The following is a 26192-nucleotide window of genomic DNA, read 5'->3' on the forward strand; positions in this document are numbered from 1 at the left end:
TGAATGTAATGGAACTTGAAATTTTATATCGCGATGACTATTTGATTGCGGTTAACAAGCCTGCCGGTATGTTGGTTCACCGTTCATGGCTAGATAGTCATGAGACTGTTTTTGTGATGCAAACATTGCGAGATCAAATTGGCCAGCATGTCTTTCCATTACATCGTTTAGATCGCCCAACATCGGGTGTTTTGTTGTTTGGATTATCCAGTGAGATTGCATCACAAATGATGCCACTTTTTGCTGGGCGCGATATGCATAAAACGTATCATGCCGTGGTGCGTGGTTGGATAAAAGAAGCGGCAGTGCTCGATTATCCGTTGAAGGTTGAGCTTGATAAGATCGCTGATAAAAATGCATCAGAAGAGAAAGAAGCACAACCAGCTGTAACGGCTTACGAGCCATTAGCAACGGTTGAAACAGATATTGCGGTAGGGCGCTACTCAACCAGTCGCTATTGTTTAGTTGAAATGAAACCAGAAACTGGGCGGAAGCACCAGCTACGTCGACATATGCATCATTTAAGTCATCATATTATTGGTGATGTAAATCATGGTGATGGACGCCATAACCGTATGTTCCGTGAACATTATGATTGTCACCGTTTAATGCTGCATGCATCAAGATTACAATTTGATCACCCGATCACAGGTGATTCTATTGATATTCGTGCAGATATTGATGAGACGTGGCGTAAAGTCATGACTGCGTTTAATTGGTCCCCCAATCTATTAGTGCGAGACTAATTGAAGTTTAATTATATCGGATCATAGTGCTTGATTTTTAAGCTTATCATTGCCACATTGGTGATAGTTTATAGTGGCAATGGAGGGCATTATGGCTCGATTAGGTATTTTTATCGGATCTGTTTATGGTGGTGCGGAAGATCTGGCAGAAGCATTAGCAGAGAGTGCGACGTCAATTGAAACGCAGGTCTATTTTGACCCCACGCTAGATGATTTTCTTGATTACAAAGATGATAATGTACTGATCATTTCATCGACAACGGGACAGGGTGAGATCCCTGAAAACTTGTTACCGCTTTATGTTGCACTGCAAGATCAATTCCCTCTTTTACCTCAACAGCAATTTGGTGTGATAGCGTTAGGGGATTCAAGCTATGGTGAAGATCGCTTTTGTGGTGCTGGGCGTCAATTTGATGCGTTATTAGTGGAGTTAGGCGCTAAACCTGTACAAGATCGCCTTGATATTGATGCGGGCATCCATTTTGAGCCGTTAGATGTCGCTAAAGGTTGGTTTGACACCTTTATTGCACAGATATAAAAGAGAAAGCCTGCAGTAATTGCAGGCTTTGTTATTTTTACCCTAATACGTTATCGGTTATGCGTGTTGATTGATTGTGCGTATTAGCGACGCTTCCAATACTTCTTGCTGCTCAACGCTAAGATTACAACCTTGATCATTAACCAGAATAAAGAAGTCCTCAGCGCGCTCACCAATCGTGGTTATTTTTGCCGCTTGCAAACTAATATTGTGTTCGGCAAATACAGCTCCCACTTTGGCTAATAATCCTGGCATGTCTAACGCAACTAATTCCATCATCGTTTTCTTGCCTGTTTTGGTCGGTAGAAAACTGACTTTAGTTTTTACATTAAAGTGTAATAGCTTACGTGGTGCTCGACGGATTTTTCGTTCAGATTTCATTACGGTTAACGCTTTGGTTAACGTGCGTCGAATAGTGGTATGACGGTTTTCATTGATTGCTTTACCGTTAGGATCTAACACCATAAAGGTATCAAGTGTGTAACCATCTTTACTATTCATTATTTGCGCGTCATGGACACTTAAGTTCTTTTTATCTAGCTCTGAAACGACGATAGCAAAAAGCTTGGCTTTATCTTTGCTATACACGAATACCTCAGTACCGCCACGGGTTGCTTTTTTACTGAGTAAGATGAGCGGTTTGTCATGATCGTGCGTGAGTAATGCTTCAGCATGCCACGCCAGTTGTTTGTGGGTATGGCGAAGAAAGTAATCAGCTTTAAAGCGTTGCCATAACACTTCAATTTCACGTGGCTGAAAACCTTTACTACGTAGCATAGCAGAGGCTAATTGTTGATTGTGACGAATACGGTCACGCACATCCGGTGTATTTTCTAAACCGCGACGTAATGCTTTTTGGGTTGAGTGGTAAAGCTCGGAGAGGAGAGTGCGCTTCCAACTGTTCCATAAGTCTTGGTTCGTGGCACAGATATCAGCAACGGTTAAGCAGACTAAATAGTCCAGACGTTCTTCATCTCGCACTTCTTTAGCAAATTCAGTGACCACTTCGGGATCGTAAATATCGCGACGTTGTGCGGTTACTGACATGAGGAGGTGTTTTTTAACTAACCATGAAACAATATTTGCTTCTGGTCGTGATAGCCCATGTTGGATACAAAATTCATAGGCATCGACAGCACCGAGTTCAGAGTGATCGCCTTTTCGACCTTTGGCGATATCGTGAAAAATAGCCGCTAGAATTAATAATTCTTTCTTAACTATGCGGGGATAGATCTCACAGCAAATCGGGTGACGTTGTTGATTTTCTGGATCGCTAAATTTATTCAGGTTTTTGATCACACGAATACTGTGTTCATCGACGGTATAAACGTGGAATAAATCAAATTGCATTTGCCCAACAATGTGGCTCCATTGCGGTAGATAAGCGGATAACACGCCGTGACGATGCATCAAGCGAAAGGCTTTTTGCAAGGCGTTGGGTTGTCGGACCAACTCCATGAACTTTTCACGAGCGGTTGGGATTTCAATTAGAAAGAGATTCAGTCGCCGACGGGCGGTGCGAAGTTGACGCAGTGTTGGCGCCGCAATACCTTCAATCTCAGAGTTTTTAGCAACATGAAGGAACATATCTAAAATAGTTTCAGGGCGAGCTTGGAATAGCGCTGGCTTGGTGGCTTCAATTAAATGCCCCCTAATTTGAAAGTCTTCATCAAGTACCGTGGGTACGGTATCTTTTGGTTGAGTAATAATCGCTTGTTCAAATAGCTGTAGTAGCATTTTATTGAGTTCGGCTACTCGACGAAGCGTACGGTAGAACTCTTTCATCATCATTTCAACATGGCGATTACCTTCACCTTGATAACCTAAGTTGTTAGCCACTGATGCCTGATGATCAAAAGTAAGGCGATTATCATAACGACGAAGTTCGATATGTAATGCAAAGCGAATTCGCCACAGCTCATTTTGACATTCAACCAGTTCACGATACTCAGCATCAGTTAAAAAACCATGGCGACTCATTTCAAATAAGCTGGTGGCGCCAAAATGTCGGCGTGCAACCCAACTTAAGGTATGAATATCTCGCAGTCCGCCAGGGCTAGATTTTATATCAGGTTCTAAATTATAGGTGGTATCGTGATAACGAGCGTGGCGTTTTTTTTGTTCTTCTAACTTGGCTTTATAAAACGTATGACTTGGCCAGAATGCGCCATCATTAAGGGATTCAATAAGGTGATTATAGGTGCCTTTATTACCGCATAAATAACGGGCTTCGGTTAAGTTTGTTGCAACGGTTAGGTCATTTTTGCCTACATCAATACATTCAGCAACAGTACGGACACTTTGTCCTACTTCTAATCGAAGATCCCACAGTAGCGTAATAAATTCACTGACTTTTGTGCCAATCTCATCGCTAATGGGTTGTTCACTTAAAATTAAAATATCGACATCCGAAAGGGGATGAAGCTCACCACGACCATAACCACCGACGGCAACAAAAGCTAAATCTGATTGCTGTGAAAATCCATAAAAATGCCATAAACGTTGTAGTAGTTGATCTATATAGTTACTGCGAGCGGTAACTAGATCGGCAATAGGGACATGCTGAAAAAAACTTTCTTTTTGTTGTTCTGCAAAGGTGGTTAATGCATTACGTAAATTATCGAGGGTGATGTCTTGATCAAGGTAACGATCAAGTTGAAGAGAGAGGGTATCTGTCATGGCAGTCCGTGCTATTGCTAAATCTTATCTTTACTATAACGACTACCAGTGAGGAACAACATGTATAGGGAGAAAAAAACCGACACAGAAGGTCGGTTTTTATGATCGTGTTAACGAAGTCGGTATGTTATGCGTTATGCATAACGCGTGGAAGTGTCTCTTCTGTACGAAGTGTTAAAATTTCACAACCATCTTTTGTCACTAGCAGGGTATGTTCCCACTGTGCTGATTTCTTACCATCGACAGTGTAAACAGTCCAACCGTCTTGATCATCAGATTCACAACCGAATTTACCGGCGTTGATCATTGGCTCGATAGTGAAACACATGCCTTCTTTTAGTACGGTACGATCGCTGTTTTTGTAGTGAACTACTTGTGGTTCTTCGTGGAACTCATTTCCGATACCGTGACCACAGTAATCTTTAACAATAGAGAAACGGCTATTACCAGATTTGATAAACTTCTGAATAGCGGTACCAATATCACCGACACGAGCACCTGGTTTTACTTTTTTAATGGCTAAGTAAAGGCTTTCTTGTGCCACTCGACATAGACGCTTGTCTTCAAGTGATACTTCACCTACTTCAAACATTTTTGATGTATCGCCATGGTAACCATCTTTAATAACGGTTACGTCGATATTAATAATGTCACCATCTTTTAGCACTGCAGGCTTAATGTACTTGCCATTTGCTTCTGGTACTTCTTCATCAGTTAGTGCTGGAATACCATGACAGACTACGTGGTTAATTGAAGTACAGATTGATTTTGGAAAACCATGATAATTCAGTGGTGCTGGAATAGCTTGCTGATCTTTAGTGATGTAGTCATGACAAATACGGTCAAGCTCTTCTGTAGTTACACCAGCTTTAACGTGGGGTTCGATCATTTCTAGCACTTCAGCAGCCAAACGGCCCGCAACGCGCATTTTTTCAATTTCTTCAGCCGTTTTGATCTTAATGCTCATATAATCGTCTCTATTTGTATGTTTTGCTATAACACTATATTACCAGTCGCTTAGGGCTAATGGAAAGATAAGATTCATTCTCATAACCAGATTTGACTAGATTTAGCGCCTAAATATGTGGTATAAAGCGCGCCGTGATCGGTAATTTTGTTTCTTTCGATAACCTATGTTTTTGCGTAAGCACTAATATTAGATACGAAGGTGCGACTTGATTGAGTCACACATACTTATTTTATTATTCACACATATCGACACATCTGCCGGGGTGCTCGGTTACCTAATAAGGTAACAATAGCTTTATATAGTTATTATCGGGTCGGTTTTAAGATGGGATATGTGGACGCCTAACCCCATAGAGGATTATTCAATGGCAACTGTATCAATGCGCGACATGCTTCAGGCTGGTGTACACTTTGGTCACCAAACTCGTTACTGGAACCCAAAAATGAAGCCATTCATTTTCGGCGCTCGTAACCGTGTACACATCATCAACCTAGAAAAAACTGTACCAATGTTCAATGCAGCACTAGCTGAAATTGAAAAAATTGCAGCTCGTAAGGGTAAAGTTCTTTTCGTTGGTACTAAGCGCGCAGCTAGCGAATCAATCAAAGAAGCAGCAATCAGCTGTGATCAGTACTACGTAAACAACCGTTGGTTGGGTGGTATGTTGACTAACTGGAAAACTGTTCGTCAATCAATCAAGCGTCTTAAAGATCTTGAAGCTCAATCTACTGATGGTACTTTCGACAAGCTAACCAAGAAAGAAGCGCTAATGCGTACTCGTGAAATGGAAAAGCTTGAGAAGTCACTAGGTGGTATTAAGAACATGGGCGGCCTACCAGACGCAATGTTCGTAATCGGCGCTGACTGTGAGCACATCGCAATCAAAGAAGCTAACAACCTAGGTATCCCAGTATTTGCTGTTGTTGATACTAACTCTGATCCAGACGGCGTTGACTTCGTTATCCCAGGTAACGATGACGCAATCCGTGCGATCCAGCTTTACACTGGTGCTGTAGCTCAAACTGTTAAAGAAGCTCGTAACCAAGATATCGCTGTTCAAGCTGAAGAAGACGGTTTCGTAGCTGAAGCTTAATAAGTACTTGTTACTTACCGAGCCTCTTAAGTTACCTTGTGTAAACTAAGAATGGTTACCAGGGGCCGATAGGGCCCCTGATTTTTACTCGAAGAATTAAATCTGAGGATTATGACAATGGCAACAGTTACAGCTGCCCTAGTTAAAGAACTGCGCGAGCGTACTGGCGCAGGTATGATGGATTGTAAAAAAGCGCTTGTAGAAGCTAATGCTGATATCGAGCTAGCGATCGAAAACATGCGTAAGAGCGGTGCTGCAAAAGCTGCTAAGAAAGCAGGTAACGTAGCAGCTGAAGGTACTATCATCATCAAAGAAGCTGCTGGTAAAGCTGCTCTTGTTGAAGTTAACTGCCAAACTGACTTCGTTGCTAAAGACGGTAGCTTCCTAGCATTCGCTAACGAAGTTGCTGATGCAGCACTTGCGAACCATGCGTCTATCGAAGAGCTTCAAGCACAATTTGAAGAAGCACGTATCGCGTTAGTTGCTAAGATTGGTGAGAACATCTCTATCCGTCGTGTAGATTACATCGAAGGCGAGAAAGTTTCTGCTTACACTCACGGTGCTCGTATCGCTGTTGTTGTTGCTGGTAACGGCGACGAAGAAACATTAAAGCACATCGCAATGCACGTTGCTGCATCTAAGCCTGAATACGTTAACCCATCTGACGTACCAGCAGACGTAGTTGCTAAAGAGCGTGAAGTTCAAGTTGAAATCGCAATGAACGAAGGCAAGCCTAAAGAAATCGCTGAAAAGATGGTTGAAGGCCGCATGAAGAAGTTCACTGGCGAAGTTTCTCTAACTGGTCAAGCTTTCATCATGGAACCAAAGAAAACTGTTGGTGAAGTACTGAAAGAAACTGGTGCTACAGTAACTAACTTCATTCGTCTAGAAGTTGGTGAAGGTATCGAGAAAGCTCAAGAAATGAGCTTTGCAGAAGAAGTAGCAGCTGTTCAGAAGGGTTAATCCTTCTTTATAAGAATGCCAAAGACCGTAGCCAAGGCTGCGGTCTTTTTACAACTCCATATCTCAAGTTAGCCTGGAAGGTAAAACACATGACCACAAACCCAAAACCAACTTATCAACGAATTTTGCTTAAGCTAAGTGGTGAAGCACTACAAGGCGAAGAAGGTTTCGGCATTGACGCACAAGTTCTTGACCGTATGGCTCAAGAAATCAAAGAACTCGTTGAACTGGGTGTTCAAGTAGGCCTAGTTATTGGTGGTGGTAACTTATTCCGTGGTGCTGGCCTTGCAGAAGCAGGTATGAACCGAGTTGTGGGCGACCACATGGGTATGCTAGCAACTGTAATGAACGGCTTAGCAATGCGTGATTCTTTGCATCGTGCCTATGTGAACGCTCGAGTGATGTCTGCTATTCCTCTCAATGGTGTTTGTGATAACTACAACTGGGCTGATGCAATTAGCCAGTTACGCCAGGGCCGTGTCGTGATTTTCTCTGCAGGTACTGGTAACCCATTCTTTACTACTGATTCTGCAGCATGTTTACGTGGTATCGAAATTGAAGCTGATGTTGTACTAAAAGCGACCAAAGTGGATGGTGTTTACACAGATGATCCAGTTAAGAACCCAGATGCAGTACTTTGTGATAAGCTAAGCTACCAAGATGTACTTGAAAAAGAATTAAAGGTAATGGATTTAGCGGCCTTTACACTTGCTCGTGACCACAATATGCCAATTCGTGTCTTTAATATGAATAAACCAGGCGCACTACGTCGCGTAGTGATGGGTGAGCAAGAAGGTACGCTAATCACTAGCGCTTAAGCAAAAGTGGGCAACTGATTAATTGAAAAAAGTACGATTACTTTTTTACTGTGACCGAATTATCAAGGGTATTTATCGTGATTAACGAAATCAAACAAGACGCGCAAGTGCGCATGGAAAAAAGTGTTGATGCACTACGAAATCAACTAGTAAAAATCCGTACAGGTCGTGCTCACCCAAGCCTACTTGATACGATTCATGTTGAGTACTACGGTGCGAACACTCCGTTAAACCAAGTGGCAAACGTGGTTGCTGAAGATGCTCGTACTCTTGCTATCACTGTATTTGACCGTGAACTAGCACCAAAAGTAGAAAAAGCGATCATGATGTCGGATTTGGGTCTAAACCCAATGTCTGCAGGTACTGTGATCCGTGTTCCTCTTCCACCACTTACAGAAGAGCGTCGTCGCGATCTTGTTAAGATTGTACGTGCAGAAGCAGAGCAAGGCCGTGTTGCTGTTCGTAACATTCGTCGCGATGCAAATGCAACGGTTAAAGGTCTACTAAAAGATAAAGAAATTTCTGAAGACGATGATCGTCGTGCACAAGATGAAATTCAGAAATTAACCGACGATGCTATTAAGAATATCGATGCAGTTCTTGAAGTAAAAGAAAAAGAGTTAATGGAAGTTTAAAACTATATTCGTTAGGTTTTAAATGGCTAGAGGCGCTGTGCGTGCAGCACAGCGCCTTTTTTTTGAGGGATAGAGATGGCAGAGCATTCAATCGAGGCTGGGCTTTCGGCAGATTGTCTTCCTAAACACATTGCTGTGATTATGGATGGTAATGGTCGTTGGGCAAAAGCCAAAGGCAAAGCTCGGGTGTTTGGTCACAAGGCTGGCGTAGAAGCCGTGCGAAAAACAGTCTCTACTGCTAATCGTCTTGGTATAAAAGCTTTGACACTATTTGCTTTTAGTAGTGAAAACTGGCGTCGTCCCGAGGCGGAGGTTTCACTATTGATGGAGCTCTTCATGACGGTATTAAGTCGTGAAGTAAAAAGATTACATAAGAATAATATTCAATTACGTATTATTGGTGATAAGCGTCGTTTTAGTCAGCGCTTACAAGATAAAATTTCAGCGGCAGAGGAATTAACCGCTGACAATACCGGTATGGTATTGAACATTGCAGCAAATTACGGCGGGCAATGGGATATTTTAGAAGCGGCTAAAAAGCTAGCTCAGCAGGCGATTGATAATGAACTTGATCTCGCAACCGTAACGGAACAAGATTTAGAGTCAGGGCTCTCAACGTATGGGTTACCAGAGGTTGATCTATTGATCCGTACCAGTGGTGAGTGCCGAATTAGTAACTTTATGTTATGGCAGGTAGCTTATGCGGAGTTATTTTTCACAGAAGAGCACTGGCCTGATTTTGATGAATCAAGTTTATTGAATGCTGTTGCTTGGTTCGTGACTCGTGAACGCCGTTTTGGCTGTACTGGCGAACAAATACAAGCATTGTTAAAATAAGAGTTATTACTTTTCGCCAATGCACAGTGATGTGTGTTGGCGTTATTATTTACAGTAAATATGGCCTTTGCCTATACAATAATTATATAGAGGACGCAGTTTGCTAAAGCAACGAATTATTACCGCATTAATCCTCGCACCACTTGTTATTGCGGGGATCTTTTTCTTACCATTTCCAGCCTTTGTGGCAGCCATTGCGGCAATAACATTATTGGGTTTTTGGGAATGGACACAGTTTATTAATACATCATCTCGCATCCGTGCAATGATTCTACCTGTGATTGCATTAGGTGCTAGCCTAGTGTTATTACCAGTAGATACAGCGTCTCTTTCGGCGATGAGTAATGGGTTACATGGCATGTTATTAGTAGGCGGAATATGGTGGCTAATTGCATCTATATTAGCCATTACATATCCTAAAACTGATAAGTTATGGGCATCTAATTCTTTTGTTAAACAGATTTTTGGCTTGTTAACACTGCTCCCGTTTTTTTGGAGTATTTTAATGTTACGTGCTGTAGATTACAGCATCGATTCGTATCATGGTGCTAAACTTGTTCTATTGGTTTGTTTCTTAGTTTGGTCTGCAGATACTGGCGCATACTTTTCAGGTAAGCGTTTTGGTAAGCATAAAATGGCGCCAGCCGTTAGCCCAAATAAAACGATTGAAGGTTTAGTCGGTGGGGTAATTTTAGCTGTTATTATTACTTGGCTAATGGCCCAACTTCTTTCTATCCCGTTTGTCTCAATTTCAAGCTTGTTATCGATAGCTATTATTACTGTTGTCATCTCTGTGCTTGGTGATTTAGTTGAAAGCATGTTTAAACGTGCTTCTGGCGTTAAAGATAGCGGTAACATATTACCCGGACATGGTGGCATATTAGATCGTATTGATAGCTTAACCGCAGCAATACCTGTTTTTGCATTACTTTATCTTTGGTTAATGTAAGCCACCTCTTTTCTAAGGCAGCCATTACGCTGCCTTTTTTGTAAATGTAAGTGATTTTATGCGTAAGTTAACGATCCTAGGAGCGACGGGCTCAATAGGTAGCAGTACTTTAAATGTCGTTGCTAAAAACCCTGAGCTATTTGAAGTAGTAGCACTTGCTGCTGGTTCAAATGTTGAAAAAATGTTTGCGCTTTGTCAGCAATGGCAACCGAAATTTGTCGCAATGTTTGATAGTAAGGCTGCAGCAGAATTGGCGACCTTATTAAAGCAGCAAGAAATTGCTACAACAGTGCTTAGTGGTGAGCAAGGTGTTTGTGAAGTCGCAGCACTTGATGATGCCGACACTGTAATGGCGGCGATTGTTGGCGCAGCGGGTTTATTACCAACAATGGCTGCAGTGAAAAAAGGTAAACGTATTTTACTTGCTAATAAAGAAGCGCTGGTGATGACTGGGCAAATGTTCATTGATGCTTGTGAACAGTATGGCGCTGAATTATTACCTGTTGATAGTGAGCATAATGCAATTTTTCAATCGTTGCCGACCAATATTCAGCAGTGTATGGGACGTTGTGATTTATCAGCATCAGGCGTGAGTAAAGTGCTATTGACGGGGTCTGGTGGTCCGTTTCGATACACTGATATTGCAGAGTTAGATAATGTGACACCAGCGATGGCGATTGCTCATCCTAATTGGTCAATGGGACCAAAAATCTCTGTGGATTCAGCCACAATGATGAATAAAGGTCTAGAGTATATTGAAGCACGCTGGTTATTTAATGCCAGTCGTGAGCAAATGGATGTCATTATTCATCCGCAGTCTGTTATTCACTCAATGGTGCAATATAAAGATGGTTCTGTTATTGCACAAATGGGGTTACCCGATATGTGTACGCCGATTGCTTGTGCAATGGCATACCCAGAGCGTGTCGATGCAGGCGTTGCTCCGCTTGATTTTAGTCAAATTGGTGAATTTACTTTTATGAAACCAGACTTTGATCGTTATCCATGTTTAAAGCTCGCTATTGATGCGTGCTATCAAGGGCAAGCGGCAACAACGACTTTGAATGCTGCTAATGAAATGGCTGTTGCGGCATTTTTAGCAGGTGAAATTTGCTTCACAGATATTGCTAAAGTGAACCAAAAAGTGCTAGAAATAGCCGTGCTTGTTGAACCTCACAATATTGCAGAGGTAATGGAAATAGATAAACAAGCTCGTCAACTTGCTTCAGATGTCATCACCAAGGAATTTGCATGATTGAATTTATCCGCAATTTAAGTGCTTTTTTAGTTGCTCTAGGAATATTGATTGCTGTCCATGAATTTGGTCACTTTTGGGTTGCTCGCCGTTGTGGTGTATATGTTGAACGCTTTTCGATTGGTTTCGGTAAGGCACTTTTTCGTCGTAAAGGAAAAGACGGAACAGAATATACATTGGCAATGATCCCGCTGGGCGGCTATGTAAAAATGCTTGATGAGCGGGTAGAAGAAGTGCCTGCAGAAAAGCGTCATATGGCGTTTAATAACAAAAAACTTTGGCAACGAAGTGCAATTGTTGCTGCGGGTCCTTTTGCTAACTTTATTTTTGCTATTTTTGCATATTGGGTTGTGTATCTTATTGGGGTTCCTGCATTAAAGCCGTTTATTGGTGAAGTGGCTCCACAATCGATCGCGGCACAAGCAGGAATTACACCTGGAATGGAACTTAAATCTATTTCAGGAATCGAAACATCAGATTGGGAATCAGCCAATATGGCAATGGTTTCTCATATTGGTGATAAGAGCATGGTGATCACAGCGACAGAGCCTGACAGTAATGTCATCGTGACGCGCACTTTAGATCTATCTCATTGGTCTTATGATCCTGAGTCTCAGCAAGTACTAAAAACATTAGGTATTACGCCTTATCGGCCTAAAATTACGTTAAATGTCGCGCAATTGGTTGATAATAGTGCTGCAGTAGATGCAGGATTTAAATTAAATGATAAGATTGTAGCAATTGATAAAAAACCTGTAACTGAATGGCAGCAGTTTGTTGATGCGGTGCGTACGCACCCTGAGCAACCGCTTTCAGTTGAAGTGTTGCGAGATGATGAACCAGTGATGTTATCATTAGTTCCTCGTAGCAAGGTTGAACCAGATGGTAATCAAGTTGGCTATGTAGGATTAGCACCTGCGATTGAACCGTGGCCTGAATCTTATAAAGTAAACTTGCAGTTTGGTCCAATTGAAGCTGCGGTTAAAGCAACAGAAAAAACTAAGCAATTAGTGACGCTAACTTTTGATATGGTCACTAAACTGTTTACAGGTGATGTTGCAATTAAAAACCTCAGTGGACCGATATCCATTGCAAAAGGTGCAGGAATGACCGCCGACTTTGGTCTGGTCTACTTTCTTGGATTTTTAGCACTGATAAGTGTCAATTTAGGTATAGTTAATTTGTTACCGCTTCCGGTGTTGGATGGAGGACATTTAATGTTTTTCGCCATTGAAGCTGTAACCCGTCGTCCTGTGTCAGAACGAATTCAGGATATTGGCTATAGAGTGGGATCAGCCGTTTTGGTTGCGTTAATGGCCGTTGCGCTATTCAATGATTTTACCCGTCTTTAATAATGCGTTTTTAGCAAGGAATAATCAGAACAGTAATGGCGATTAAAAAACTGTTGGTCGCATCGCTGCTTTTAACCAGTAGCGTTGCGCATAGTGCGGAAGATAAATTTGTAGTTGATAACATTCGTTTTGAAGGACTTCAGCGTGTTACGTTAGGTGCGGCATTGTTAAAAATGCCTGTCCGCGTTGGAGATACTGTTGATCAACAGGATATTTCAGAACTAATAAAATCACTTTATTCTTCAGGCAACTTTGAAAATATTCGAGTATATCGTGACGGCAATACGCTTCAGATCGATGTAACAGAGCGTCCTACTATTGCTGATATTACTTTCTCAGGTAACAAAGCAATCAAAGCTGAGCAGCTAAAAGAAAATTTAGAAGCATCAGGTTTGCGAGTGGGTGAAGCACTTGATCGTACGACGTTACGAAAAATTGAAAAAGGGCTAGAGGATTTCTATTACAGTGTTGGTAAATACAACGCAACGGTAGAAGCTGTTGTTACGCCTCTGCCTCGTAATCGTGCTGATATTAAATTTGTTTTCACTGAAGGTGTGTCTGCAAAAATTAAGCAGATTAACATTTTAGGTAACCATGTTTTCAGTGATGACGAATTACGCAGCAAGTTTAAACTAAAGGACGATGTGCCTTGGTGGAACTTCATGGCGAATGAAAAATATCAGAAACAAGTATTACAAGGTGATTTAGAAACACTGCGCTCTCAATACTTGAATAATGGTTATTTGAAATATCGACTTGATGATACACAAGTGTCTATTTCTCCGGATAAAAAAGGCGTGTATATCACTCTTAAAATCCATGAAGGGCATCAATATAAAGTTAAGAATGTACAGTTCCGTGGTGATGTTGCAGGTCGCGTTGCTGAGTTCGATAAGCTGGTAACATTTAAGAATGGCTCTGTATATAACGGCGCTGCAGTTACATCGCTAGAAGAAGCGATTAAGCGTAAGCTTGGTGAAGAAGGTTACGCTTACCCGAAAGTAACGACATACCCTGAGTTTGATGATAAGACCAATGAAGTATCATTGGTTGTTAATGTTGAACAAGGCAAACGTATTTACGTTCGTAATATCGAGTTCCGTGGTAATACCAATACTAAAGATGAAGTTTTACGCCGTGAAATGCGTCAAATGGAAGGTACTTGGTTAAATGCGAAGAAGATTGAAACAGGTAAAGCACGTTTAAACCGAACGGGCTTCTTTGAAAATGTTGATGTACAAACGGTACGAGTACCTGGTTCTGATGATCAGGTTGACATTAAGTACAACGTGAAAGAAGCCAATTCTGGTAGTGTTAACTTTGGTGTTGGTTACGGTACTGAATCAGGTATTAGTTTCCAAGCCGGTTTAACTCAAGATAACTTCTTAGGTACGGGTAATCGTTTTGGTATCAATGCGATGACGAACGATTATTCGAAAAATATCAGTCTTGAGTACAATGATCCTTACTTCACGATAAATAACGTAAGCTTGGGTGGTAAGATTTACTATAACGAGTTTAAAGCTTCTGATGCCAATATCTCGGATTACACCAACCAAAGCTACGGTACAAGCTTAACGTGGGGCTTCCCATTTAATGAGTTGAACTACTTTAACTTTAGTTTGGGTTACGATCACAATAAGATTTCGAACACTCAAGATTATTACCAAATTCAGCAGTTTAAAAAGATTCATGGCTTTGATCTCGATAGCGATAGTGCGATCACCCTTGATGATTTTAGTTGGACATTTGGCTGGACACGCAACAACTTAAACCGAGGTTACTTCCCAACCTCTGGTAACCGCCAAGACTTCTCATTTAAGATGACAATTCCTGGTTCTGACTCACAGTACTTCAAAGCGCAGTACAACGTTCGTCAATACATACCATTAACAGAGAGCCAAGACTTTAGCTTATTACTACGTGGTAAGTTGGGTTACGGTAATGGCTACGGTAAAACGGATAATGGTAGCGATCAGCTAATGCCATTCTATGAAAACTTCTATGCCGGTGGCTTTAGTTCAATTCGTGGTTTCCGTTCAAATACTGTAGGTCCAAAAGCGGTATTTGTTGGTGGTTGTGGCGTTAATGGTCAAGGTAATAACAACTGTGCGACAGGTACTGATGATGCAGCAGGTGGTAATGCCATTGCGCTTGCAAGTATGGAGCTAATTGTTCCAACGCCATTTGCTTCTGGTGAGTTGAAAAACCAAATCCGTACCAGTTTCTTTGTTGATGCTGGTTCTGTTTGGGATACAGAATATAACCTGAATTATAAGAGCAGCGATGGTCAAAAACTGGCAAATTACTCAGATCCAGGTATGATCCGCGCTTCTGCCGGTGCAGCTTTACAGTGGATGTCGCCAATGGGTCCACTTGTATTCTCGATTGCGAAACCAATCAAGAAATATGAAGGGGATGATGAGGAATTCTTCACATTCACTATTGGTCAGACATTCTAATTTTGAGGAGAGAACTTTTGAAACAATGGATTAAAGCAGCAAGTCTTGGCTTGGTAATTCTATCTTCGTCTATGTACGCAAATGCAGCGGAAGCTGCTCAAAAAATTGGTTACGTATCTACTGGTCAAGCAATGTCTGAGTTAGCTCAGCGTTACAAGGTTCAAGAGAAGTTAAAGAAAGAATTCAGTGGTCGTGTTGCGGCTCTACGTTCTATCGAAACTAAGATGAAGACCAAGATTGATAAATTGAAGCGTGATGGTGAACTAATGAGTTCAGATCAACGTCAAAAGCTTCAACGTGAGCTTGCTCAACTTGATTCTGATTACAAACTAAAAGCACAAGCACTTGCTGAAGATCAACGCCGTCGTGGTATGGAAGAAGAGCAGAAGCTTGTTAAGAAAATCCGTACAGCGATTGATACAGTAGCAGAGAAAAACGGTTATAACATCGTGCTAGATGCACAAGCTGTTTTATTCGCAAATAAGAAAGATGATCTTTCTTCTAAAGTGATTGCTGCGGTAAAATAATCAGTAATATGAAGCAATAATGATTGGTATATCGTTATTTTCACGATATACCAGTTTTTAGTGTATCTAACAGCCACTTTTGTGGCTGTTGTTACAATAGGTATAAGGTAAATATGGCTGCAATCACACTTGCTAAACTAGCTGAAAAATTAGGTGCAGAGCTTCAAGGCGACGGCTCGGTGGAAATTCATTCTATTGCTGGGATGAGCAAGGCAGTGGAAGGTCAAATAACGTTCCTTTCTGATAGCAAATACCGTAAGCAACTTACTGATTGCAAGGCTGATGCAGTAATGCTACGAGAAGCGGATGTCGAATTCTTCCAAGGTAATGCACTGGTTGTAAAAGATCCTTACTTAAGCTACGCATTAGTTGCACAACTATTAGATACAACGCCAGCAGCAGCAACCGAGATAGCGGCATCTGCATTTGTAGATCCAACGGCTACGCTTGGTCATAACGTTGCTATTGGCCATAACGCAGTGATTGAAGCGGGTGTTACCTTAGGTAATAACGTGCAAATTGGTGCAGGTTGTTTTATCGGTAAAAATGTGGTCATTGGTGATAACACTAAATTATGGGCCAATGTCACTATCTACCACAATGTAAAGTTAGGTAGCGATTGTTTAGTGCAATCAAGCACGGTTATTGGTGCTGATGGCTTCGGTTACGCTAATGATAAAGGTGAGTGGGTAAAAATCCCTCAATTGGGCTCTGTGCGTATTGGTAATCGTGTTGAAATTGGTTCATGTACGACGATTGACCGTGGTGCACTCGATGACACCATTATTGAAGACAATGTGATCATTGATAACCAAATGCAAATCGCCCATAACGTGCAGATCGGATATGGTACAGCGATGGCGGGTGGTACAATTATCGCTGGTAGCACCAAAATTGGTAAATATTGTATTATTGGTGGTGCATCAGTATTAAATGGCCATATCAACATTGCTGATGGTGTAACCATCACTGGTATGGGCATGGTAATGCGAAGTATTGAAGAAAAAGGCATGTACTCTTCAGGTATTCCATTACAAACAAACCGCGAATGGCGTAAAACTGCAACGCGTGTTCATCGTATTGATGATATGAACAAACGTTTAAAAGCTGTTGAAAAAGAACTCGCAGCGAAAGGTAAGTAAGTTTTTACGTTTAATTGATGTGCCTACCTTGTGTAGGCCGTTTTGCATTGATATTGAATATTATTTTATTCTTTCTAATACAGGTATTTAGTTTTGACCAGCGAAAATAAGACGCTAAACATCACAGAAATTCAGGAACTGCTTCCTCATCGTTATCCTTTCTTAATGATTGACCGTGTTACTAATTATGATGAAGGCAAAACGTTAACAGCAATCAAAAATGTTTCTGTCAATGAGCCTCAATTTACTGGTCATTTCCCTAATATGCCGGTATTTCCAGGTGTAATGATTTTAGAAGCGATGGCACAAGCAACAGGTCTACTTGCATTTAAAACCTTTGGTGCACCTGCTGAAAATGAACTGTACTACTTTGCAAGTATCGATAAAGCAAAGTTTCGTAAGCCTGTAGGTCCTGGTGATCAGCTTATTTTAGATGTTGAATTTATCAAAGAGCGTCGCGGTATTGCGCTATTTAATGGCGTAGCAACAGTTGACGGCGAAGTGGTATGTTCAGCTGAACTTAAATGTGCACGACGAGTATTCTCATGATCCATGAAACCGCACAAATTCATCCGTCAGCAGTGATTGAAGACGGTGTAAAGATTGGCGCTAATGTCAAAGTTGGTCCCTTCACTTATATTGCCACTGATGTTGAAATTGGTGAAGGCACTGAAGTGATGTCACACGTTGTGATTAAAGGTCCAACGGTGATCGGTAAAGACAACCGTATATTCCCATTCGCCGTGATCGGTGAAGAGTGCCAAGATAAGAAATATCAAGGCGAAGCAACACGTCTTGTGATTGGTGATCGCAATGTGATCCGTGAAAGTGTTCAAATGCATCGCGGTACAGTACAAGATAAAGGTGTGACTATCGTAGGTAGTGATAACCTTTTCTGTGTCAATGTACATATTGCGCATGATTGTGTTGTGGGCGATAACATTATCATGGGCAATAACGCGACATTAGCAGGTCACGTAACAGTTGAAGATTACGCGATTATTTCTGCACTATCGCCAGTACACCAATTCTGTACTGTCGGCGCACATAGTTTTATCGGCGGCGGCTCTATTGTTGTTCAAGATGTGCCACCATTTGTAATGGCGCAAGGTAACCACGCGAAACCGTTCGGTATTAATATCGAAGGCTTAAAGCGTCGTGGTTTTGAAAAACCAGAATTACATGCTATTCGTCGTGCATATAAAGAAATTTACCGTTCAGGTAAAACGCTAGCTGAAGTAAAACCTGTACTTGAAGAAATGAGTAAAGATTATCCTTCAATTGGCTTATTCCTGAAACTATTTGAAAACTCGACACGCGGTATTATTCGCTAATGACGAAGCCACTTCGAATAGGAATTGTCGCCGGAGAAATCTCCGGCGATATTTTAGGTGCAGGTTTTATTAAAGCTGTTAAAGCCAAATACCCAGATGCTGAATTTGTTGGTGTTGCAGGTCCTCGTATGCAGGCAGAAGGCTGTGAAGCGCTGTTTGATATGGAAGAGCTCGCGGTGATGGGGATTGTTGAAGTATTAGGTCGCTTACCTCGCTTATTTAAGGTCAAAGCAGAGCTTGTTAAATACTTTAGCGATAACCCGCCAGACGTTTTTGTTGGTATAGATGCCCCTGATTTTAACTTACGCCTAGAAAAAGATTTAAAAGAAAGCGGTATTAAAACCGTGCATTATGTCAGCCCATCGGTATGGGCATGGCGCCAAAAGCGTATCTTTAAAATCGAAGCTGCCACCAACCTTGTGCTTGCTTTCTTGCCATTCGAAAAAGCGTTTTACGATAAGTTTAATGTGCCTTGTGAGTTCGTCGGGCACACCATGGCAGATGCTATTCCATTGCAAACCGACCAAGGTGCTGCACAAAGATTATTAGGCCTAGATCCTGATAAACGATGGCTTGCGGTATTACCCGGTAGCCGAGGTAGCGAAATGGAAATGCTCGCGCCACCGTTTATCGAAACGTGTAAAAAGCTTAAGGCTAAACATCCTGATTTAGGTTTTGTCGTTGCACTGGTTAATCAAAAACGTCGAGCACAATTTGAGCAAGCGTGGCAACAAACGGCACCGGATCTTGATTTCGTGCTGGTGGATGATACTGCTCGTAATGTAATGATTGCTTCAGATGCTGTATTGCTCGCATCGGGTACAGTTGCATTAGAATGTATGTTAGTGAAGCGTCCGATGGTGGTGGGCTATAAAGTGAAACCATTAACGGCGTGGCTGGCTAAGAAAATGCTTAAAACTAAGTATGTTTCATTGCCAAATATTCTCGCAGATGAAGAGTTGGTCACCGAGCTTTTACAAGAAGATTGCACGCCAGAGAAGCTCTATCATGAAGTGGATAAAATGCTATATGGTGACACTTCTGAGCTGATGTTGAAATTTGAGCAGATGCATAAAACCATTCGTTGTAATGCTGATGAGCAAGCAGCAAATGCCGTCCTTGCCTTGATTGATAGAGCGTAAAATGGCTGAGAAAAAAGAGTTTGAACCTTTTGTTTACCCGCAAGCAAATTGTATTGCTGGGGTGGATGAAGTCGGTCGTGGGCCATTAGTTGGCGCAGTGGTGACTGCGGCTGTGATTTTAGATCCGAATAATCCCATTGAAGGTTTAACGGATTCTAAAAAATTGACCGAAAAAAAACGCAATTTGTTGTTTGATGAAATCAAAGAAAAAGCGTTGTCTTGGTCATTAGGTCGTTGTGAAGCGGACGAAATTGATAAGTTGAATATCTTGCAAGCAACGATGGTTGCGATGCAGCGCGCAGTAGCAGGCTTAAGTGTACAGCCAGATTACGTACTTATTGATGGTAACAAAGTACCTGAATTACCGATGGCGGCACAGGCTGTGGTGAAAGGGGATTTACGTGTTGCAGAGATCAGTGCCGCGTCCATTCTTGCTAAAGTGACCCGTGATCGTGAAATGGAAATATTAGATGCTGAGTTTCCGCAGTACGGTTTTGCTAAACATAAAGGTTATCCAACCAAAGCACACTTTGAAGCATTAGAGCAATACGGCGCAATAGATCAGCATCGTAAGAGCTTTAAACCCGTAAAGCGAGTATTGGGTTTAGACTAAACGATTTTTCTTTTTACAGACTAATGGCATAGCTATTCGCTATGCCATTTTTTTGTTTGCTCAATACCTCTCATACCTTGTTTCAGGTATAATTTTCATAATTAAGTTACGTAATAAATTAGGTTGTCATGGCAGAACCACGTTTTATCCACCTTCGTGTTCATAGTGATTATTCGATGATTGACGGTTTGGCGAAAGTAAAGCCAATCGTTAAAAAGGCATCAGAACTTGGTATGCCTGCACTCGCAATGACAGACTTTACTAACCTATGTGGTTTAGTGAAGTTTTACTTTGCTGCTCATGATGCCGGAATAAAGCCAATTATCGGTGCTGATTTCAAAGTACAGTCAGCAGAGATGGGCGATGAACTATTTGAACTCACCATTCTTGCTGCCAATAATGAAGGTTATAAAAATCTTACGTTATTGATTTCTGAAGCCTACCAACGAGGTCATGTACAGCATCAGCCTGTTATTGATAAAGAGTGGCTCGTGAATCACCGTGAAGGGCTTATTATCCTATCCGGTGGTAAAAATGGTGACGTGGGTAAAGCTTTATTAAAAGGCAACCAGAACATGGTTGATAGCTTGGTTGCTTTTTATCAAACCCATTTCCCAGATAGTTATTATTTGGAATTAGTACGTACAGGGCGTGCTGATGAAGAAGCCTACCTTCACTTTGCGATTGAGCTGGCAGAAAAAGCCGATTTACCTGTTGTCGCTACCAATGATGTTCGTTTACTCACTGCCGATCAGTTTGACGCACATGAAATTCGCGTTGCTATTCATGATGGCTATACCCTTGTCGATCCCAACCGTCCGAAACTTTATAGCGCACAGCAGTATCTTCGTAGTGAAGAAGAAATGTGCGAGTTATTTGCTGATATCCCAGAAGCACTACAAAACTCAGTTGAAATCGCAAAGCGTTGTAACGTAACCGTTCGATTAGGTGAGTATTTCTTACCTAATTTTCCAACGGGTGATATGACAATTGAGGACTTCTTGATTGTTAAATCCAAAGAAGGACTCGAAGAACGTTTAGAATTTTTATTTCCCGATCCAGAAGTGCGTGCTGCTCGTCGTCCTGAATATGATGAGCGTTTAGATATCGAATTAAAAGTTGTTAACCAAATGGGATTCCCTGGTTACTTCTTGATCGTAATGGAATTCATTCAGTGGTCGAAAGATAACGATGTACCAGTAGGCCCAGGCCGTGGTTCAGGTGCGGGCTCATTGGTTGCTTACGCGCTGAAAATCACCGATCTAGATCCGCTGGAGTTTGACTTACTTTTCGAGCGATTCTTGAACCCTGAACGTGTTTCCATGCCCGATTTCGATATCGATTTCTGTATGGATAAGCGTGATTTGGTTATCGATCACGTGGCTGAAATGTATGGTCGTGATGCGGTATCACAGATTATTACGTTCGGTACTATGGCAGCCAAAGCGGTTATCCGCGATGTTGGTCGTGTGCTAGGTCACCCATATGGTTTTGTTGATCGCATTTCAAAGTTAGTGCCAGCAGAGCCTGGGATGACACTCGCCAAAGCGTTTGATGCCGAACCTCAATTAGGTCAAGCCTATGATGCGGATGAAGAAGTTCGCGACTTGATTGATATGTGTCGCATTCTTGAAGGGGTAACGCGTAACGCAGGTAAACACGCTGGTGGTGTGGTTATCTCGCCAACAACCATCACCGACTTTGCTCCCTTATATTGTGATGCAGAGGGTAATAACCCCGTTACTCAGTTTGATAAAAATGATGTTGAAACTGCGGGTTTAGTTAAATTCGACTTCTTAGGTTTACGTACATTAACCATTATTGATTGGGCATTAGCGCTAATTAATCCACGTTTGGTTGAACAAGGCAAAGAGCCTATAAATATCGCAGCGATTCCAATGGATGATCCTAAATCCTTTGCGATGTTGCAGCGTTCAGAATCAACCGCGGTATTCCAGCTCGAATCCCGTGGTATGAAAGATCTGATCAAACGTCTTCAACCCGACTGTTTTGAAGATATGATCGCTCTGGTGGCACTATTTCGTCCCGGTCCGCTCCAATCAGGCATGGTAGATAACTTTATTGACCGTAAGCACGGCCGAGAAGCGGTGTCTTATCCTGATGAAAAATGGCAGCACGAGTCATTAAAAGAAATTCTCGATCCGACTTACGGCATTATCTTGTACCAAGAGCAGGTAATGCAGATCGCGCAGGTGCTGGCGGGTTATACCCTTGGCGGCGCGGATATGCTGCGTCGTGCGATGGGTAAGAAAAAGCCTGAAGAAATGGCGAAACAGCGAGCGGTGTTCGAAGAGGGCTCGATAAAAAATGGCGTCGATGGCGAGCTATCAATGAAAATCTTTGACTTGGTAGAGAAATTTGCCGGTTACGGATTTAACAAATCGCACTCAGCCGCCTATGCATTGGTGTCTTATCAAACCTTATGGTTAAAAGCACATTACCCTGCCGAATTTATGGCTGCGGTAATGACAGCCGACATGGATAATACGGACAAGATCATTAGCTTGGTTGACGAATGTCACCGTATGAAGCTAAAGCTGCTGCCGCCGGATGTTAATAAAGGTCTATATCGTTTTAATGTTGATGAAGACGGTGCCGTTGTTTACGGTATCGGTGCGGTAAAAGGGGTCGGTGAAGGCCCGATTGAAAATATTATTAGTGCCCGTGAAAAAGGTGGCCACTTTAAAGATTTATTTGATTTCTGTGCCCGTATTGATACTAAAAAAGTCAATAAACGTGTCTTAGAGAAACTGATTAAGTCGGGTGCGATGGATCGTTTAGGGCCTAATCGTGCAGCGATGCTGGCAACTTTAGATGATGCGATAAAAGCCGCGAGTCAGCACCACCAAGCCGAAGCCTTTGGTCAAGCCGACATGTTTGGCGTATTAACGGCCGCCCCTGAAGAAGTTGAGAATAAGTATGCTAATATCCCTGAAGCACCAGATAAAGTCTGGTTGGAAGGGGAGCGTGAAACATTAGGCTTATACCTAACAGGTCACCCTATAAATGCGTATCTCTCAGAATTAAAACATTACACCACATGGCGTTTAAAAGATGCGCAGCAAACAGGACGTGATAAGGTAGCGTCTGTTGCTGGGCTTGTTATTGCCGCCCGTGTAATGACAACCAAACGTGGGACCAGAATTGGTTTAATGACGCTTGATGATCGTTCAGGTCGAATGGAAGTCATGCTATTCTCTGATGCCTTAGATCGTTATATTGATCTGCTTGAAAAAGATAAAATTGTGGTGATATCAGGACAGGTCAGCTTTGATGATTTCAATGGTGGCCTTAGAATGTCTGCACGTGAAGTGCTCGATATATCAGAAGCGAGAGAAAAGCATCTCCGTGGTCTTGCTATATCTGTAACAGAACAGCAGATTGATGAGCAGTTTTTTGCCCGTTTCAGCCAAGTGTTGGAACCACACAGAGCAGGTACTGTGCCTGTTAATGTGTACTATCAGCGCTCGAATGCCCGTGCCAAACTCACTTTAGGAACAGAATGGCGAATAACGCCAGCCGATCAATTAATATCGGATCTAAAAACACTCCTAGGTGATAAGCAGGTCGAGCTTGAGTTTAATTAAATGCGCTTAATGTTTATGATAGGGTAGTTAAGTCCCTATCATCATCATAAGCAAAAGGATTTTAAGTGGTATGAGCCTGAACTTCCTCGAGTTTGAACAACCGATTGCAGAGCTAGAAGCAAAAATTGAAGCATTACGTGATGTATCTCGTCGTGATGAGTCTAATTCGGTTGATCTAGAAAAAGAAATTGAGCAACTAGAAAAGAAAAGCCTAGAGCTTACCAAGAAAATCTTTGGTGATCTTGGTGCATGGCAGGTTGCGCAACTCGCACGCCATCCTCAGCGCCCATATACTTTTGATTATGTCGAGCACATGTTCGAAGAGTTTGATGAATTGGCAGGCGATCGCGCGTTTGCTGATGATAAAGCGTTAGTCGGTGGTATTGCCCGTATTGATGGCCGTCCTGTTATGGTGATTGGTCATCAAAAAGGCCGTGGTACGACTGAGAAGGTGAAGCGTAACTTTGGCATGCCTAAGCCAGAAGGTTACCGTAAAGCATTACGTTTAATGAAAATGGCAGAGCGCTTTAATATGCCTGTGATTACCTTCATTGATACAGCTGGTGCATATCCTGGTGTCGGCGCTGAAGAGCGTGGTCAATCAGAAGCTATCGCGATGAACCTAAAAGTTATGTCTGGCTTGAAAGTGCCTGTTATCTGTAATGTGGTGGGTGAAGGCGGCTCTGGCGGCGCATTAGCGATCGGTGTGGGTGATTGCGTTAATATGCTGCAATACTCAACCTACTCTGTTATTTCACCTGAAGGTTGTGCATCAATCTTATGGCGTGATTCAGACAAAGCACCGCAAGCGGCTGAAGCAATGGGTATGACAGCTCCTCGCTTAAAAGAGTTGGAGCTGATTGATAACATCATTGAAGAGCCACTGGGTGGCGCTCACCGTAATGTTTTACTAATGGCAAATACATTAAAAGCACAACTTAAGGCAACATTGGCTGAACTGGATGAATTAGATACTGAGACGTTACTTGAACGTCGTTATCAGCGTCTAATGAGTTATGGTTACTGCTAAAAAGTTGGTGTAACGTTTAGTAAAAGGTCAGCAATTAAGCTGGCCTTTTTTGTTTTTCCCATTTAGTGCTTTGATAGGCTGCGATAGACTATAGTTTTCTCTTAATGTTGAAAGATCTTATGTTGTATTCTGCTTTTTGTCGTCAATTATTGACTCATCTCCCTGCAAGTAAACGGTTTGTTCTTGCCTTTAGTGGTGGGCTCGATTCTCGTGTATTGCTTGATTTAATGGCGCGATTTATTACACAAAATCCAGAATATAGCTGTCATGCCGTTTATGTACATCATGGATTAAGCACGAATGCTGATATATGGGCTGATAAGTGTGTGGTTTGGGCTAAAAGTGCCGGCATTAGTTGTGATGTTGAACGTGTAAAAGTGCTAACAGGAAACCGAATTAGCCTTGAGCAAGCTGCACGAGAAGCGCGGTATAACATTTTAGCGCAACACGTCAACATCGGGGACATGCTATTAACTGCTCAACACAGTGACGATCAGATTGAAACTTTTCTATTGGCATTAAAGCGCGGGAGTGGCCCTGCTGGATTAGCAGCGATGCCGATGATACTCCCTTTTGCTAAAGGGATGCATTTAAGACCATTACTCAATATTACTCGTGCTGATATTGAGCAATACGGATTGAAGCACAAACTCTCTTGGGTTGAAGATGAAAGCAACCAAGATGAGCGTTATGATCGCAATTTTATTCGCCACCAAATAACGCCTCGTCTAGTTGAACGTTGGCCAAGTATTCATAAATCAGTCGCACGAAGTAGCGCATTGTGCGGTGAGCAAGAAGCATTACTAGCTGAGTTATTAGCCACCCAACTTGCTCAAGCGATCCAAGCTGATGGTAGCTTACTGCTTGCTTCTGATGTGACTCAACGTGTCGGTATGGCGTTAATTCGTCAATGGTTAAAAAAACAATCAGTCTTAATGCCATCGTTAGCACAGCTTGAACAGATTTGGTTTAACGTAGTTCAGGCAAAAGAAGATGCGAATCCTAAACTGTGTTGGGCAAATGTTGAAGTGCGTCGCTATCAAAAGAAGTTATATTTACTGCGGCAGTGGGATGATATTAGCCAGTGGAAAAACAATATTGATTTAGATTCTCCTTGCCAGCTACCGCAAAACTTAGGGACGCTGGTTTTAAGCCAAGAGGGTGATTATCCTTTATTAAGACAGCCTAAATCTGATGAGTCTATAACCGTGCGCTTTCACTATCAAGGTGATGCTATAAAACCTGTAGGGCGATGTGGCAGCAGAAAATTAAAAAAACTTTATCAAGAATATAATGTGCCAAGTTGGTTACGCAGCCGTACGCCTCTTATCTTTTATGGCGATAAACTTGCTGCTGTAGCGGGGTATTTTGTCGTCTCTGAGTTTTCTGGTCATGATATTACGATTGCTCTTAATTCTTAAAAAAGACAAATAGGGCATTATTTTCCTAGTAAGTTCAAGCACCCTATCTTTCATCGAAATATTATTTACTTTGCACCG

The 26192-nt window shown here is 42.0% G+C and carries 22 protein-coding genes; 20 read left to right on the forward strand and 2 right to left on the reverse strand.

The features are described 5' to 3' along the window. Window positions 1–8: 8 nt before the first annotated feature. Together truC and C9J42_RS17195 are read left to right on the forward strand one after the other, a co-directional pair. Window positions 9–746 (forward strand): tRNA pseudouridine(65) synthase TruC, encoded by a 738-nt coding sequence (gene truC / locus C9J42_RS17190; protein WP_105060867.1) that lies wholly within the window; start codon window positions 9–11, stop codon window positions 744–746. A gap of 91 nt (window positions 747–837) precedes the next feature. Further along, window positions 838–1284: a flavodoxin gene (locus C9J42_RS17195; RefSeq protein ID WP_107207727.1), complete on the forward strand. Its 447-nt coding sequence runs from the start codon at window positions 838–840 to the stop codon at window positions 1282–1284. 57 nt (window positions 1285–1341) lie between these two features. On the opposite strand, the gene glnD is transcribed toward C9J42_RS17195, so the two are convergent. Beyond that, a complete protein-coding gene (gene glnD, locus C9J42_RS17200; RefSeq protein ID WP_107207726.1) occupies window positions 1342–3963 on the reverse strand; it encodes a bifunctional uridylyltransferase/uridylyl-removing protein GlnD in 2622 nt (873 codons plus the stop codon). 127 nt (window positions 3964–4090) lie between these two features. Next, entirely contained in the window at window positions 4091–4930 is an 840-nt protein-coding gene (map, locus tag C9J42_RS17205; protein ID WP_107207725.1) for a type I methionyl aminopeptidase, read from the reverse strand. Window positions 4931–5297: 367 nt separating this feature from the next. On the opposite strand from map, the gene rpsB reads away from it, so the two are divergent. From rpsB to tilS, 18 genes are all read left to right on the forward strand, one after another. Further along, window positions 5298–6026 (forward strand): 30S ribosomal protein S2, encoded by a 729-nt coding sequence (rpsB, locus tag C9J42_RS17210; protein ID WP_005371655.1) that lies wholly within the window; start codon window positions 5298–5300, stop codon window positions 6024–6026. 117 nt (window positions 6027–6143) lie between these two features. Then, window positions 6144–6989, forward strand: coding sequence for a translation elongation factor Ts (tsf, locus tag C9J42_RS17215; RefSeq protein ID WP_107207724.1), 846 nt, complete (start codon window positions 6144–6146; stop codon window positions 6987–6989). 89 nt (window positions 6990–7078) lie between these two features. After that, a complete protein-coding gene (pyrH, locus tag C9J42_RS17220) occupies window positions 7079–7807 on the forward strand; it encodes a UMP kinase (RefSeq protein ID WP_005371658.1) in 729 nt (242 codons plus the stop codon). A 77-nt stretch (window positions 7808–7884) separates the two neighbouring features. After that, the gene (gene frr, locus C9J42_RS17225; RefSeq protein WP_107207723.1) at window positions 7885–8442 is read left to right on the forward strand and encodes a ribosome recycling factor; all 558 of its coding nucleotides are present in this window, start codon (window positions 7885–7887) and stop codon (window positions 8440–8442) included. 75 nt (window positions 8443–8517) lie between these two features. Next, window positions 8518–9279, forward strand: a complete 762-nt coding sequence (locus C9J42_RS17230; protein WP_107207722.1) for an isoprenyl transferase — start codon at window positions 8518–8520, stop codon at window positions 9277–9279. A 100-nt stretch (window positions 9280–9379) separates the two neighbouring features. Continuing rightward, complete coding sequence (locus C9J42_RS17235) at window positions 9380–10228, forward strand: phosphatidate cytidylyltransferase (protein WP_107207721.1); 849 nt, start codon at window positions 9380–9382, stop codon at window positions 10226–10228. Between the two features lie 58 nt (window positions 10229–10286). After that, the gene (ispC, locus tag C9J42_RS17240; RefSeq protein ID WP_107207720.1) at window positions 10287–11483 is read left to right on the forward strand and encodes a 1-deoxy-D-xylulose-5-phosphate reductoisomerase; all 1197 of its coding nucleotides are present in this window, start codon (window positions 10287–10289) and stop codon (window positions 11481–11483) included. Continuing rightward, on the forward strand, window positions 11480–12835 hold the full coding sequence (gene rseP / locus C9J42_RS17245; protein WP_107207719.1) for a sigma E protease regulator RseP: 1356 nt from the start codon (window positions 11480–11482) through the stop codon (window positions 12833–12835). Before ispC ends, rseP begins: the two co-directional genes overlap by 4 nt. A gap of 35 nt (window positions 12836–12870) precedes the next feature. Beyond that, window positions 12871–15297, forward strand: coding sequence for an outer membrane protein assembly factor BamA (gene bamA / locus C9J42_RS17250; protein WP_107207718.1), 2427 nt, complete (start codon window positions 12871–12873; stop codon window positions 15295–15297). Between the two features lie 17 nt (window positions 15298–15314). Further along, on the forward strand, window positions 15315–15824 hold the full coding sequence (locus C9J42_RS17255; protein WP_107207717.1) for an OmpH family outer membrane protein: 510 nt from the start codon (window positions 15315–15317) through the stop codon (window positions 15822–15824). A gap of 113 nt (window positions 15825–15937) precedes the next feature. Further along, complete coding sequence (lpxD, locus tag C9J42_RS17260) at window positions 15938–16966, forward strand: UDP-3-O-(3-hydroxymyristoyl)glucosamine N-acyltransferase (protein ID WP_107207716.1); 1029 nt, start codon at window positions 15938–15940, stop codon at window positions 16964–16966. Window positions 16967–17059: 93 nt separating this feature from the next. After that, complete coding sequence (gene fabZ, locus C9J42_RS17265) at window positions 17060–17515, forward strand: 3-hydroxyacyl-ACP dehydratase FabZ (RefSeq protein ID WP_005371673.1); 456 nt, start codon at window positions 17060–17062, stop codon at window positions 17513–17515. After that, a complete protein-coding gene (gene lpxA / locus C9J42_RS17270; RefSeq protein ID WP_107207715.1) occupies window positions 17512–18300 on the forward strand; it encodes an acyl-ACP--UDP-N-acetylglucosamine O-acyltransferase in 789 nt (262 codons plus the stop codon). Before fabZ ends, lpxA begins: the two co-directional genes overlap by 4 nt. Further along, complete coding sequence (gene lpxB, locus C9J42_RS17275) at window positions 18300–19442, forward strand: lipid-A-disaccharide synthase (RefSeq protein ID WP_107294792.1); 1143 nt, start codon at window positions 18300–18302, stop codon at window positions 19440–19442. Before lpxA ends, lpxB begins: the two co-directional genes overlap by 1 nt. Window position 19443: 1 nt before the next feature. Continuing rightward, the gene (gene rnhB, locus C9J42_RS17280; RefSeq protein WP_107302210.1) at window positions 19444–20055 is read left to right on the forward strand and encodes a ribonuclease HII; all 612 of its coding nucleotides are present in this window, start codon (window positions 19444–19446) and stop codon (window positions 20053–20055) included. 128 nt (window positions 20056–20183) lie between these two features. Beyond that, window positions 20184–23663 (forward strand): DNA polymerase III subunit alpha, encoded by a 3480-nt coding sequence (dnaE, locus tag C9J42_RS17285; RefSeq protein WP_107207713.1) that lies wholly within the window; start codon window positions 20184–20186, stop codon window positions 23661–23663. 70 nt (window positions 23664–23733) lie between these two features. Continuing rightward, window positions 23734–24693, forward strand: a complete 960-nt coding sequence (gene accA, locus C9J42_RS17290; protein ID WP_006647122.1) for an acetyl-CoA carboxylase carboxyl transferase subunit alpha — start codon at window positions 23734–23736, stop codon at window positions 24691–24693. A gap of 104 nt (window positions 24694–24797) precedes the next feature. Beyond that, on the forward strand, window positions 24798–26114 hold the full coding sequence (gene tilS, locus C9J42_RS17295; protein ID WP_107302211.1) for a tRNA lysidine(34) synthetase TilS: 1317 nt from the start codon (window positions 24798–24800) through the stop codon (window positions 26112–26114). The last annotated feature ends 78 nt before the right edge of the window (window positions 26115–26192 follow it).

This window comes from Photobacterium sp. GB-56 (assembly GCF_003026105.1).
Lineage (GTDB): Bacteria > Pseudomonadota > Gammaproteobacteria > Enterobacterales > Vibrionaceae > Photobacterium.